Source organism: Paenibacillus sp. 7541, assembly GCF_002276395.1.
GTDB lineage: Bacteria > Bacillota > Bacilli > Paenibacillales > Paenibacillaceae > Paenibacillus_AQ > Paenibacillus_AQ campinasensis.
The window spans coordinates 440,760-454,091 of sequence record NZ_NQLZ01000005.1; the positions used below are offsets into that span (position 1 = coordinate 440,760).

At 51.8% G+C, this 13,332-nt stretch carries 9 protein-coding genes and 1 other annotated feature; of the genes, 7 read left to right on the top strand and 2 right to left on the bottom strand.

Going from position 1 to position 13,332, the window contains the following annotated elements; genetic code table 11:
- Positions 1 to 58: 58 nt before the first annotated feature.
- Entirely contained in the window at positions 59 to 3,148 is a 3,090-nt protein-coding gene (locus tag CHH75_RS04295) for a transglycosylase domain-containing protein (protein ID WP_095397507.1), read from the bottom strand.
- Between the two features lie 148 nt (positions 3,149 to 3,296).
- Positions 3,297 to 3,584: a binding site (T-box leader), on the top strand.
- 69 nt (positions 3,585 to 3,653) lie between these two features.
- Between CHH75_RS04295 and tyrS the strand changes: the two genes are divergently transcribed.
- Positions 3,654 to 4,907 (top strand): tyrosine--tRNA ligase, encoded by a 1,254-nt coding sequence (gene tyrS, locus CHH75_RS04300; RefSeq protein WP_095397508.1) that lies wholly within the window; start codon positions 3,654 to 3,656, stop codon positions 4,905 to 4,907.
- A gap of 213 nt (positions 4,908 to 5,120) precedes the next feature.
- Here the strand turns inward: tyrS and rpsD are convergent, their stop codons facing one another.
- Positions 5,121 to 5,720 (bottom strand): 30S ribosomal protein S4, encoded by a 600-nt coding sequence (rpsD, locus tag CHH75_RS04305; RefSeq protein ID WP_095263273.1) that lies wholly within the window; start codon positions 5,718 to 5,720, stop codon positions 5,121 to 5,123.
- Positions 5,721 to 6,245: 525 nt separating this feature from the next.
- On the opposite strand from rpsD, the gene CHH75_RS04310 reads away from it, so the two are divergent.
- The 6 genes from CHH75_RS04310 to CHH75_RS04335 all read left to right on the top strand — a co-directional run bounded on the left by CHH75_RS04310 (position 6,246) and on the right by CHH75_RS04335 (position 13,323).
- The gene (locus CHH75_RS04310; RefSeq protein ID WP_095397509.1) at positions 6,246 to 8,219 is read left to right on the top strand and encodes a sensor domain-containing diguanylate cyclase; all 1,974 of its coding nucleotides are present in this window, start codon (positions 6,246 to 6,248) and stop codon (positions 8,217 to 8,219) included.
- Positions 8,220 to 8,252: 33 nt separating this feature from the next.
- On the top strand, positions 8,253 to 9,236 hold the full coding sequence (locus tag CHH75_RS04315) for a hypothetical protein (RefSeq protein ID WP_255222953.1): 984 nt from the start codon (positions 8,253 to 8,255) through the stop codon (positions 9,234 to 9,236).
- A 129-nt stretch (positions 9,237 to 9,365) separates the two neighbouring features.
- On the top strand, positions 9,366 to 10,481 hold the full coding sequence (locus CHH75_RS04320; protein ID WP_095397510.1) for an aminopeptidase: 1,116 nt from the start codon (positions 9,366 to 9,368) through the stop codon (positions 10,479 to 10,481).
- A 94-nt stretch (positions 10,482 to 10,575) separates the two neighbouring features.
- The gene (locus CHH75_RS04325) at positions 10,576 to 10,821 is read left to right on the top strand and encodes an HPr family phosphocarrier protein (protein ID WP_095263276.1); all 246 of its coding nucleotides are present in this window, start codon (positions 10,576 to 10,578) and stop codon (positions 10,819 to 10,821) included.
- A 282-nt stretch (positions 10,822 to 11,103) separates the two neighbouring features.
- Positions 11,104 to 11,394 (top strand): Fpa/YlaN family protein, encoded by a 291-nt coding sequence (locus tag CHH75_RS04330; protein WP_095263277.1) that lies wholly within the window; start codon positions 11,104 to 11,106, stop codon positions 11,392 to 11,394.
- Positions 11,395 to 11,589: 195 nt separating this feature from the next.
- Entirely contained in the window at positions 11,590 to 13,323 is a 1,734-nt protein-coding gene (locus CHH75_RS04335; protein ID WP_176475455.1) for an extracellular solute-binding protein, read from the top strand.
- The last annotated feature ends 9 nt before the right edge of the window (positions 13,324 to 13,332 follow it).

A 13,332-nucleotide genomic window follows, 5' to 3' on the forward strand; every position in this document is an offset into this window, starting at 1 on the left:
TTGAAGAGAGGTGTGTCCGGCGAATACCGGGCACACCCTCGTGTTCATTATGGTTCAATTATTCACTCTTTTCGAAGAATACCGCGGAAGATGGCGGTGATTCACCATAGGCATTCACGGCCGTAATTCGGAAGTAGCCACTGATCGGGTTGCCGCTGGTGTAGTAGAACTCTGTCGACTGGCTAGATCCGATCTGCTGGAAATTGCCGTTGTCCGGACTGAAGTATACGTTGTAGCGAATCACTTCTTCCTGTCCGGCATTGCCCGGCCAAGTGGCGCTGAACCCTTCCGGTGTTGCCGACAACGTCGGTTGTCCCGGAGGGCTCGGCGGGATCATGGTATCCGCCTGGCCGCCTGTAGCCGGGTCCGTTATTTCTTCGCCGTCGGACTCCCCAGGTGTATCATCGGGGAAGGAGTCCAGATCCTCTTCATCGTCGCCTGGCATCGGCATGTGAATGCCGAGTGGACCAACAATTGCGCTTGGCTCGGATGTTTTGCCGACCACATCGACGGCCACCACGTAATAGGCTGTAAATGGACTATCTGAGCCAAGGCCGGTAAATACCGTCGTTTCATCGGCCAGCACAACGCGATCCTGCACGAAGGCGCCGCCGTTTAGCGATTTGAAGAGGCGATAACCGACGACATCCGGTGATCCGCTAGGCGAGAAGCTGATGCTTCCTGCCGAGTAACTCACATTCTTCGGTGGTGTCGGCGCTTTGCCGTCATCAGTTCTCGGATCGATCTTAGTCGGCACTCCGGATTTGGCGTCAGCCGGCAAGTAGGATTCAAGCGATCCTTTCTCGCCCTTCATCACCCGCAGCGCTTCTTCCAGCTCTCTGATCAATTCATCAATCGGCTTAGGCCGCTTGATGACATTTTGTTCTTTGAGCATGTCTTCCGGCGTTTCCTCTCGCGGAATGTAGTTGACGCCTCGGTACGTAATGTACTTGGCTTTGACAATGCCGTCATCCACTTCGGTTGGCACATACTTTTGGTTGAACAGGTCTGTTACAAATCTGTCCGTCAAGCTTGAAGGCAGCTTGCCGCTGTATGCGGACACCGTCTTCGACACGATTCCTTCCGGTCTTTCGAAAGCGCTGGTCGGGAACAAGTCTGGTTTGGCATCTGTAACCTCGTTCATAATCCGGGCCCAAATCGCCTGTGCATGTCTTCGCTGATCACCAACCAGCGTATGGATCGGCTTCTCATAGCCCACCCAAACACCGAGTGTGATATCAGGGGAGTATCCCATGAACCAGACGTCGCCGTAGTTTTGCGTGGAGCCTGTTTTGCCGACAACCGGAATTTCATTAAATTTCTTGTAAGTATCGCGCACTTTGCTGCCTGTACCGTTCGTGATGACGGTGCGAAGCATATCGGTCATCAGATAAGCAGTCTGCTCGGAAAATACCTGCACAGGCTCCGCTTCGTGCTTATACACGATGTTGCCTTTGGAATCGACGATCTTCTCAATCATATAGGCATCGTTGAATTTGCCCTGATTTCCGATCGCGCTATAGGCGTTGGTCAGCTCCTCGACCGTTACCCCGGTGCTAAGACCGCCCAGAACGCCGGTCGACGCCGCGTAATCGCTCTCCTTCAGCGTATTGATGCCCAGCTTCTTGGAGAACTCCCAAGCGTTCTCTATGCCGATGGTCTCGTTAAACAGCTTCAGCGCCACCGTATTGGTAGAATCGTTCAACGCCTGACGGGCGGTCATCAATCCTCTGTATCCGCTGTAAGAGTTCTTTGGAATATGATATACCTTGGAATAATCCTTCAAAATAATCGGCGAGTCATCCACGATGCTTGCAGGCTGAAGCGCACCCGATTCCAGCGCCGGCAGATAGGCGGCTACGGGCTTCATCGCCGAGCCTGGCTGTCTTTCCATCTGCGTAGCGTAGTTCATCTGCTCCTTGTAGAAATCGCGGCCTTCAATCATGCCGAGAATGGCGCCGGTCTTATTGTCAATCATCATCGCGGCCGTCTGCTCCATCCCTTTTTCCTCGCTGTCAGGGAAGAAGTTGCTGTCATCCTCGGCGATCGCGCGCATCGTCCGGTACACCGTCCGGTCGATGGTTGTATAGACTTTATAACCGCCGGTGCTTAATTGCACCAATGCGGCTTCCTTGGCAGCCTTGCTGTCTTCGTCGGCAGAGTCGTTCTCGGCGAGCTCCATCAAAATTTTGGATGCCTGACGCTCGACTTCTATCATCAGATATGGATAGGTAACATAAGCCTTCTGAGTTTTCGGAGCCAGCGAGCTTTTGATATCAAAGGCTTTGGCTTCTTCATACTCCGCTTGCGTAATCTTGCCTTCCTGCAGCATGCTGGCCAGCACTCGGGACTGACGGTTCAACGCTCGCTTGAACGCTTCCTCATCGAAATTGCCCTGCCCGTTATAGGCCGAGTAGGCTGAAGGAAGCTGAGGCAGACCCGCCAAATAGGCGGCTTGGGCAATGTTCAGCTCATTCAGATCGTTGATGTTAAAGATTCCCCGGGCTGCGGCTTTAATGCCGAATACTTGATAGCCGCTGGAGCCGTTGCCGAATGGAACTTTATTCAAATACCCGGTAACAATCTGCTCTTTCGTCAGAAAGCGCTCCATGCGCATGGACAGCAGAATCTCCTTGACCTTACGGTTGTCCGTCCGATCCCGGCTTAGAAATGTGAGCCTAGCCAACTGTTGGGTCAGCGTACTTCCCCCGGTTTGGGTAGGTTCGTTCAAGAGGCGCTCCTTCACCGCGCGGGCAGTTCCTCTGAAATCCACCCCTTTATGGGTAAAAAAGCGATTATCCTCGATTGAAACGATGGCATCTATGACGATCTGCGGAATATCCTCATAATTGACAGGACGTCTGTCTTCATCGGTCCTGAGCTGTCCGATAGGGGAGCCATCCCTGAAGTAGGCGAAGCCGGTTATGGCGTTTTCGTTGATCGTCTGTTCGATGACAGATCTCGATCTTACAGGTTCCTCCTTAACGATGGAGGTGACGTAGCCGCCAACGGCTCCTCCGACGAACAAGACGCCCATCATCCCCAGCACGAAGAGCCATCCGAAAACCGAACCCATGATCCGCCAAAAGGATCTTTTGGTCGGGGCTTTTTTCTTCTTAGCAGGCCCCTGTTTTTTCTCCTCAACCATGAAATGTTACTCCTCCTTTTAACGCACCTATTATAGCATAAATCGAAGGTTTTGAATCATATGTTCGTCTTTAGCATGTCCTTTTTTGCAGAAGATTGACTTTTCCGAAACGCTTGTGTTATAAATAATTGCAAAAGTTTCATACCGTTGAAAAGCGTTGAAGGACCTCAGTAAAAGGGCGAGCAAGCGTTGGCAGAGAGTCGGTGGCTGGTGCAAACCGATAACGATTCCCCTTTGAATTACCGTCCTGAGCTGGCCGTGGGAACCGTGCAATGGGCTTTAGGCTCACTTGCGCGCAGTAGTTCGGTACCGGGATTACATTCCCGTTATGGCAATGAAGTGAAAGTCTGTTCGCTGCAGGCTGGGATCAACCCTTTTTTGCAGCTGCCGGATTTTAACTAGGGTGGTAACGCGAGCGCTCCTTCTCGTCCCTTGGGATGAGAAGGAGCTTTTTTGTGCGCATAGCGATGGAAAACCAATCCGTTTAGAGAGGAAGTGTTGTTGGATGAAATGGGAAGAACTTACAGATGGGCAGCAACAGGAGGTTCAGCGTCAGCTTGACATCATCTCGCGCGGTGTCGTGGAGATCATTCCGGAAGAGGAGCTGAAGCAGAAGCTGGCGAAATCGGTGGTGACCGGTGAGCCGCTGCGCGTGAAGCTGGGTATGGACCCGTCCGCGCCGGATCTTCACCTCGGCCATACGGTTGTGCTGCAGAAGCTGCGGCAATTCCAGGAGCTGGGGCACCAGGTTCAGCTCATTATCGGTGACTTTACCGGCCGGATCGGGGATCCGACAGGCAAATCGGAGACGCGGAAACAACTGACCGAAGAAGATGTGAAACGAAATGCCGAAACTTACCAGAAACAGATCTACAAAATTCTGGATCCGGAGAAGACGAAGGTCTACTACAATTCCGAATGGCTTGCGCCGATGAGCTTTGCCGATGTCGTCAATCTGTCGGCGAAGGTGACGGTTGCGCGCATGCTGGAGCGGGATGACTTTACGAAGCGTTACCAGAGCGGACAGCCGATCAGCATCCATGAATTCTTCTACCCGCTCATGCAGGGGATGGACTCCGTGGCGCTGAAGACTGACATCGAGCTGGGCGGAACGGATCAGAAGTTCAACCTGCTGATGGGCCGCACGCTCCAGAAGGAATACGGTGTCGACACGCAAATAACGATTACGATGCCGCTTATCGAGGGGCTCGATGGCGTGCAGAAGATGAGCAAAAGCCTGGGCAACTACATCGGGATCGATGAGGAGCCGAATGAGATTTACGGAAAGTCGATGTCCATCCCGGATGAACTCATGATGAAGTACTACAGCTTGGCGACGGACCTCGACAATGAAGCGCTGAAGGCGCTGGAAGAAGGCTTGAAGGACGGCAGCGTTCATCCCCGGGATGCCAAAATGCGCCTCGCGCACACCTTCGTGCGGATGTACCATGGGGTGGAAGCAGCCGATGCGGCTCAGCAGCATTTTGTTACCGTCTTTCAGCAGCGGGCTTTGCCTGACGACATTCAGGAGTACCAGATCCCGGCAGAGGAGCTTGACCAGGGCGCTATTCGCCTGATCCGGCTGTTGACCTTGCTTGGCTTTGCATCTTCCAACGGGGAAGCGAGACGGAGCATTCAGCAGGGCGCTGTGAAATGGAATGAGGATAAAATAACGGACGTCAACGCGGACATTACGCCGCAGGAGGGGGATATTATTCAGGTCGGCAAACGCAAATTTGCCAAGCTGAAGCTGTCCTGATCGGGGCACCTATGAACAAGACGGGCTTCCTAGCTGAAGCCAACTGGCCTTAAGGCAACAGCCAGTTGACATTCGGCTTGCGGAGCCCGTTTTCACGTATGGGGAGTGGAGTGCCCCTATACCGATGCGCCGGGGCAACAGGGCGGTCAACTCGCCAGACACAATAAGAAAACCCGGAGGCCAAAAGGCCTTCCGGGTTTCTTATTGTGGATCTTAACGGTTGTAGAACTCGACGATTTGCTTCTCGTCGATATCTTGAGAAAGCTCGGAACGCTCTGGAAGACGGATGTATTTCCCTTCCATTGCCGTTTCGTCGAACTCAAGGTAAGCCGGGAGATGCACGCGGTTAGCCAAAGCTTCCTTGATGGAAGAAAGGCTGCGGCTTCTCTCGCGAAGACCGATAACATCGCCAGGGTTTACGGAGTAAGAAGCGATGTCTACTTTTTTGCCGTTCACAGTCACGTGACCGTGTGCTACCAGCTGGCGAGCACCTGCACGGGAGTTGCTGAAGCCAAGACGATAAACGAGGTTGTCCAGACGGCTCTCAAGCAGGAACATGAAGTTCTCACCCGCAATACCTTTCATGCCGGTTGCTTTCGCAAACAGGGTGCGGAATTGCTTCTCGCCCAAGCCGTACATGTGACGGAGCTTTTGCTTTTCTTGAAGCTGCATACCATAGTTGCTCATTTTTCTCCGTTGGTTAGGACCATGTTGGCCTGGAGGAAAAGGACGTTTCAATTCTTTGCCAGTGCCGCTCAAGGAAATTCCAAGACGACGGCTCAATTTAAATTTAGGACCGGTGTAACGTGCCATTGTTATATAGACTCCTTTTTTAGTAAAGTTTCATTAGGGCTCTATTTGCGCCGTATTTGTCTCTATTCCATCCGTTCAATGCCGGAAAGAATCTGACGGGAAAGTTCAGCCGCTGTCCTGTCAGTAACAAATGACGTGAGGGTGACACAACGATTCCGCCCAAATTCATTGAATGCATTGCATTCTGACTCAACAATAAATATTATATGAAGTAATGATATAAAGTCAAGTTCAAGGTTTACATAAGTTTGTCTAAATTTGTCGATAGGACTATAGAACTAAAAAATATTGGGAATAACGCAAGAAATATAATGCAATCGTGGGTAAAACAGATTAAGATAAGAATAGTATATTTAGTCGCAAATAGCTACTCTACATGATTTGATTTGGTATGTAGCCTGTTTATGTCCGGTGTTAATACGTTGTTTTAGGCAGCATGCGCATCAACCGGAAGCATCTTCAAGCCGGAGTTCATGTCCGTAAGCTTGAGAAAAGGCTTTATCATGGTGCAAAGGAGCGCCCATTATGTCAGAGGAACAACGTGAAGTGTATAAGGGCTATATCGGTCCTGCGATTATCGATGACGAGATGCCGCTAAGAGGGGCTTCTTCCATTCTGCAAAATCTGGATATTACCCCTTACGATTTCACTTACCTGCACCCGCTGATTGAGGACAGTTATATGGAGTGGCTGCAAGAGTGCTCACAGATTGAAGCGCTCAAGCCGTTTCGGTGGGCTGTCCTTTCTCATGACGGAGCTTGGCTGGCCGGAGCGGAAGAGCTGAGAGCGTATTTTGCCGCGGGAGATGACGATGCGGTAGCGCAGGCGCTTAGGTACAGCAAGCCGGTATGCAGCAGAAGCATGGAAAGGCTCGGCGGCCAGGTGATCTGCGCGGTCCCGCTCTTGAGCCGGGTGTACGGCGACCTGTTCGCGATCATGATCAGCGTGTCGCCGCCGGATGAACCGGGTAAGGACAGGGCGCTGCTGCTAACGGAGCCTTATGCGCTGCTTTACCGTGCCAATTTCTACCGCCGATTTGAGCATCTGTTTGTGAAGGATCTGGAAGAAGTTCACATCAAGGCCGAGCGCGAAGCGTCCCGCCGTTCTCTTCTGTTTCAGTATGTGAAACGGATGCATGTCCAGATTAACGTTGACAGCGTCATTACGGAGGCGATCGAGAGTGTCCTCTCCCTGTATCCCGACGTAAAGGTCGAGCTGTACATGTCCCAGGATCATGAGAGCGCGCATCCCTTGGTTCGCCAGCTGCTGCTGCGGCACTGGCAGGAGGAGGTTTTTGTCCGCACCTTTATGGAGGGCAAAATGACCATACATAAGCAAGAAGATCCGGATGCCCTGGTGGAAGTCGGAATTCCGATGGGAGGAAGGCAGGGCGTATACGGCGTGTTCCATCTGGAGGCTGCCCCTTCGGTGTTCTCGGAGATGGATCTAGAGCTGCTGAGCATGATGGCGGATGCGGCGGGAACGTCTTTTGAGAATGCCAAGCTGTACGAGCAGTCCAATCTGATGATTCATGAACTGCGGATGATGAATGAGCTTACGCGGAGACTGAACAAAAGCCTGCATCTGGTCGAGATTTTTAAATTTGCCAATCAGGAGCTGCTGAGCATGCTCGGGGCAGATTACTGCTGCATTCTGATCTACAATGCGGAGTTGGACGGGCTTGAGGTCGTGTCCAGCAATGCGGAGTGGATGCTGAAGGAAGTGCATGATATCAGCTACGGACTTGGCGGGCTGGTGTACCGGTCCAAGGAGGCGCTCATTCTGGCGGACTATGAGGAGGAGCGTCCGGCAGAATCGAGGTTGATGGAAAGCACAGGCTCCCGATCGCTCGTTGCAACTCCGCTGCTGATCAACGGGGAAGTGGGCGGGGTTGTGCTGTTGACTCACCATAAGCCTCATTATTTCTCATACGACAGCTATCGGCTGTTGCAGGCGCTTACGAGCCATATCGGCCTGGCCATCGGCAATGCCTTCCTTCACGCCGAGGTGCGGAGAATGGCCAATCGGGATATGCTGACAGGGCTGTATGCGCGCCACTATCTCGACGATCTCATCCAGGAATGCCAGAATCGGGACGTATGCGGCTCGCTGATCGTGATTGATATCGACCAGTTCAAGCAGGTGAATGATACCTTCGGGCATCAGCGAGGGGATAACATATTGAAGCAGGTAAGCGGAATTGTGAAATCTGCGATCCGGCACAATGATATCCCTGCCCGATGGGGCGGCGAGGAGCTGGCTGTCTATTTGCCCGGGCTTGGCGTGATGCAGGCGGTGCGGGTGGCAGAGCGAATTCGCTCCCGGGTTGCGGAGGAGACGGACCCTAGAGTCACCGTGTCCTGCGGCATATCGGAGTGGAGCTGGACGGACGAGAAGGTGAGTGTAGAATCCCTATTTTACCGGGCGGATATGGCCTTGTATGAAGCGAAGAACGGGGGCCGGAACCGGATCGTGGTGGAGAAGTCTCAGACAGAATAATACGGTAGCTGAAGAAGCCTCAAGGTGCATGCCTTGGGGCTTCTTTCTTGTGGTTCTGACATCCGCACCGATGACAGACAGGCTGCCCAGCTTGCTGGTGATGAAGGGTATAAACAGGCACAGGTCGGACAGTCTAAAATCAAGAACGAATGGAAAGAGGCGGGATGCATGTTCAACAAGCTCAAATGGCGACATATGCGGCTGTTTATAGGATGTCTGCTCGTGCTGGCAGCGGGAGGAGCCTCGGGATGCGCATGGGACAATCCGCTGCCGCCGGAGGAGGCGCTGAACCGGGCGATTGCCGGTCTGTCGGGGGTGGATAATCTGGCCTTCAAAGGCAACGCAGCGATTCGCAGCGGTGAGGAGGGCATTTTTGAGCAAAATCTGGCCTTTGAGGGCGAGCTGAAACAGCATAACCAGTTAATCCTTTCCTCTAAGACGGAAAAAAATCAGAAGCTGGCACACCATGATATGCCGGCAGCGCGCCCTTGGATGGCGAGCGGGCATAAGGTGACGCTCAAGCGGAAGCAGGGGCAATGGAGCATGCTGTCGCCCGGTCATACAGAGGACATGTGGATGTCGCGGCTGAATCCGCTTGAACAGCTTGAATATGTAGGCAGGGCGGAGAAACGGGTTGCCGATGAGTCTGGAGCGGCCCGGGGCACGCGCGTGCTTCGGGTGGAGCTTACTGCCGAAGCGGCCTCACGGATGACACGGGAAGCTTTGAATGAGCAGATGGAGGCCATCGGAAGAAGAATTGAGCAGAAGGGTGACCCGCTCTACAGCGACAATCCGTCTGTCCGGAAGCAGCTGAAGGCGTTGTGGCAAAAGGAAAATGACGAGCTTGCCAAACTGCTGCAGCAGGCGGAGGTCAACGCGGTGTATCATGTGACGATAAACAAGCGTTCCCAGCTGCCGACGAGGCTGACGATGGAACGGCAGTTATCCTTGCCGGACGGCGCAGGCGGGAGGCGGACCGAAACGCTTGTATCGGATATTACGTTTGCCGAACCGTAAGGGCTGAAGCGTTTATTTTTGCAGCTGGGCGCTGACGCCGGAGTCTCTCCCGTGCTACAATAGGCTATGAATTTACCGCTGTTCAATTTGTTGGCAACATAGTGACAGCATCAGAGGAGGACTAGACAGATGCGTGACCCAAGAATACAGAAGCTGGCTGAAAATCTCGTGAACTACTCGATTGATATGCAGCCTGGCGAGAATGTGCTCATCGAGATGATCGGTTCCGAGCGCGATCTCCTCAACGCCATCGTCGAGGAGGTTTCCAATAAGGGAGGACGGCCGTTCGTTCAACTGACGGATCGGACGGTTCAGCGGGCTATGTTGAAAAATGCAACCCGTGAGCAGCTAGCGCTTTGGGCAGAGCTGGATTTGAACCGGATGAAGCAGATGGATTGTTACATCGGCATCCGCGCAGGCGAGAATGTGAATGATCTGGCGGATGTGCCGGAAGAGAAGATGAAGATGTACAATTCCATTTATTCACATCCTGTACATAGCGAGCAGCGTGTCAAGCATACGAAATGGGTTGTTCTGCGCTATCCGAACGCGAGTATGGCCCAGCTTGCCAATACAAGCACGGAGGCGTTCGAGGACTTCTATTTCGATGTGTGCAATCTTGACTATTCCAAAATGGACCGTGCGCAGGATCCGCTGGCCGAGCTTATGAGAAACACGGATAAGGTGCGGATCGTGGGCCCGGGGACAGATCTCAGCTTCTCGATCAAAGGCATCGGGGCCGAGAAATGCTCCGGTCAGAAAAACATCCCGGACGGAGAGGTATACACCGCGCCGGTGCGCGATTCCGTCAATGGTATGATCACGTACAATACGCCAACCTTATATAACGGCGTAACGTTCGAGAACATCAAATTTGTGTTTGAGAACGGTAAAATTGTCGAAGCGACAGGCAGCGACACGAAGCGATTGAACGAAATTTTAGATTCCGATGAAGGCGCGCGTTATATCGGCGAATTTGCGATCGGCTTCAACCCGTACATTCTCACGCCGATGAAGGACATTTTGTTTGACGAGAAAATCGCCGGCAGCCTGCACTTTACGCCTGGCCAGGCTTACGAAGTGACAGACAACGGCAACCGCTCATCCATCCACTGGGATCTCGTGCTGATTCAGCGCCCGGAATACGGCGGCGGCGAAATTTATTTTGACGATGTTCTGATCCGGAAAGACGGTCTCTTTGTTTTGCCGGAACTGGAAGCATTGAACCCGGAAAATCTTAAATAGATTGGAAAATATGTTGCAAAAGAAAACGGATTCAATGTATCATGAAGGAGCAATGATGAGCAATCAGAGATCCTAAAGTTACGGAGGGATTCGTATGTCCAATAAGAACAATGAGGCCGTTGTCGAAATTTCGCAAACTGCCAGTCAATTTTCATCCTCCATTGTTCTGCAGGCCGAGAACAAGTACATCGATGTAAAGAGCATCCTAGGCTTGTTCACGACACTGGTAAGCAACCAAAGCTATGAGCTTCATGTCCATGGGCCTGATGCAGAAGAAGCGAAGAAGGCGCTGCTGGAAGTGTTTGATAAGCACGGCCTGAACGTCAAAGTAATTGAATAGACATTGGAGAGGCGCCCTTCATCCTTTTGTGGGATGAGGGGTGCTTTTTTACGCGGATGAAGCATACGATTTTGAGGATAGTAGATATTGTAATTTTACAGCGGCGATGAAGACGTCTATAATGCAAGAAACTGCTGTTAACAGGATAAGGTGTTCCGGAGCACGCACACCGATAGACGTTTTTATGATCTAGTCCTTGTATTGATTTGTGATTTCGACTAATATTAATGATAGTAGTTATCACTTGTTACTTGTTGTGATATTGACATAGGGGGGAAGATCATGACTTCATCTGATTTGCAGGAACAGCTGAATCTTAAAGCGATCAGTCTTCTACATGAAGATGCAGATAAAATTCTAAAGCTCATTGAAGTACAGATGGAGAATCTGGCAACCCGTTACTGCCCTCTCTATGAGGAAGTGCTGGATACTCAAATGTACGGTTTTTCCAAGGAAGTTGACTTTGCCGTTCGTGCGGGCCTTCTGCCGGAGAGTACGGGAAAACAGCTGATCAGCAAGTTGGAACGCAATCTGGCGCTCCTGTACGAAGCCATGAATCAACAAGCCGAATAGCCTGTCCTCGTACAGGCGGCATACATAGAAATAAGGCTATCCCCGATCTGCCGGGGATAGCCTTTTTATGTTCAGCTTGGATTCACAGCTTAAATTATTGATATAAACTAAAAACTGTTGTATTTAAAGCGCTTCCAATCATCCATACAATGAACACATGAAACAACATCATTCAGCATGAAGGAGGGAATGTCCATGAATCGGGTTTCATGGAAGGGAAAATCGCTAATGACGGTGCTGGCACTTTTATTGGTGATTACAGGCTGCAGCGGAGAGGTGCAGAAGGAGGGCAGCACTGCGGAAGAGGGGGGCATCGATCGGGAGAGCCCGGTGCTCACAAACCCCAAAGATTTCAAATTTGATCCGCCGGTCACTGTTTCGACCGGCATACGCTGGTCTGCACAGGGGGAGAACGAATTCAAGGAAGGGGAAACGATCCAGGATAATTTCCACACCAGATGGATGAGCGACTCCATGGGCATTAACCTTACCTTTGACTTTGTCGTTCCCAACCTGGAGGATTACCAGACGAAGCTGAGACTGATGATGGCGGGAAACCAGAAGCTGCCGGATGTGTTCACAACGAAAGTAGAGATGGCCAATGACCTTATCTCGGCTGGAAAGGTGCAGCCTCTTAATGATTACATCGATCAGTATTTGTCCGATAATCTGAAAGCGATTTATGAGAAATATCCGGAGGTGCTGTACCCTGTCACTAGAGACGGGCAAATCTACGGCCTTCCGAATATGTTTGCGATGGATGAAGGCACCGTGATGTGGGTCCGAGAGGATTGGCTTAACGCGCTGGGCCTCGAGGCGCCAACCACGATTGATGAGATGACGGAGGTGCTGAGAGCTTTCACCGAGGATGATCCGGATGGCAACGGCAAGGATGATACGCTCGGACTCGCGGTTTCGCTGAAGGAAGGACCCTATAACTGGATGTCCTCGGCGGACGGTTTGGTCGGAGCTTTCGGCAACCATATGCCTTCCAAATATATATGGGAATATTGGAATCCGGACGAGAGCGGACAGTTGGTATACAACGGTATCCAGCCTGGAATCAAGGACTTCCTAGCGCAGATGAGAGACTGGATGTCCAACGGCTATGTCGATCCTGAAGCAGGCATCAAGGACGCTGCCAAGGCAGGGGAGATCGCTGCGAGCGGTGAGGCGGGCATTATTTTCGGACCTCCCTGGATGGATGGGTACCCGCTTGGAGGTGTAGAAGGGTTTAAGGCGTATCCGCTTCCAGCTGGACCTGGCGGGCAGCAGGCGCGCGCCGAAAAATCGATGGTCAGGGATTATCTTGTGTTCAACAAGGACTTCAATAATGTTGACGCCATGATGGGCTATATTAACAAGATCTATGCCGCAAGTTTCGGTGAAGAAGATCCATACTTCGATGAGGCGCTGCGAAACGGATGGATGGAAGGCTATGACTATGTGCTGCATGAAGGGAACGTGTACCGGGGCAATTTTGATGAGCATGGGATACCAAGTGATAAATGGCCGAACCCAGCCGACGCCAACGTCACCTATGACTTGACATTACCGTTCATGAACGGCATCATCCCATTCCAAAGCGACAGCGCATTCCAGAAATTCCTTTCCGACCCGGATGCAGACCCGGACAACATGGCGGAGATCAGTGTATCGAAGGCAAAGCCGCGCATGCTGGAGGCTGGGATTGTGCGAGTGTCCCAGAACGATAATGTGATTGTGAACTATTTCAACGGTCCGCCTACCAAAACGATGGTCTCCAAAGGCGAGCTGCTGATCAAGCTGATGACGGAGAGCTATTTGAAGATCATTTATGGCGACGAGCCTGTAGATTATTTTGATACCTTCGTCGAGGAATGGAAGAAGAACGGAGGGGATCAGATGACAGAGGAAGTTAATGAATGGTACGAAAATGTCAAGCAGTAACCACCACAG

What these genes read in the sequence shown, in the direction of transcription:
- CHH75_RS04295 (WP_095397507.1), bottom strand. Translation starts at nt 3,148, where the DNA reads ATGGTTGAGGAGAAAAAACAGGGGCCTGCTAAGAAGAAAAAAGCCCCG.
- tyrS (WP_095397508.1), top strand. Translation starts at nt 3,654, where the DNA reads ATGAAATGGGAAGAACTTACAGATGGGCAGCAACAGGAGGTTCAGCGT.
- rpsD (WP_095263273.1), bottom strand. Translation starts at nt 5,720, where the DNA reads ATGGCACGTTACACCGGTCCTAAATTTAAATTGAGCCGTCGTCTTGGA.
- CHH75_RS04310 (WP_095397509.1), top strand. Translation starts at nt 6,246, where the DNA reads ATGTCAGAGGAACAACGTGAAGTGTATAAGGGCTATATCGGTCCTGCG.
- CHH75_RS04320 (WP_095397510.1), top strand. Translation starts at nt 9,366, where the DNA reads ATGCGTGACCCAAGAATACAGAAGCTGGCTGAAAATCTCGTGAACTAC.
- CHH75_RS04325 (WP_095263276.1), top strand. Translation starts at nt 10,576, where the DNA reads ATGTCCAATAAGAACAATGAGGCCGTTGTCGAAATTTCGCAAACTGCC.
- CHH75_RS04330 (WP_095263277.1), top strand. Translation starts at nt 11,104, where the DNA reads ATGACTTCATCTGATTTGCAGGAACAGCTGAATCTTAAAGCGATCAGT.
- CHH75_RS04335 (WP_176475455.1), top strand. Translation starts at nt 11,590, where the DNA reads ATGAATCGGGTTTCATGGAAGGGAAAATCGCTAATGACGGTGCTGGCA.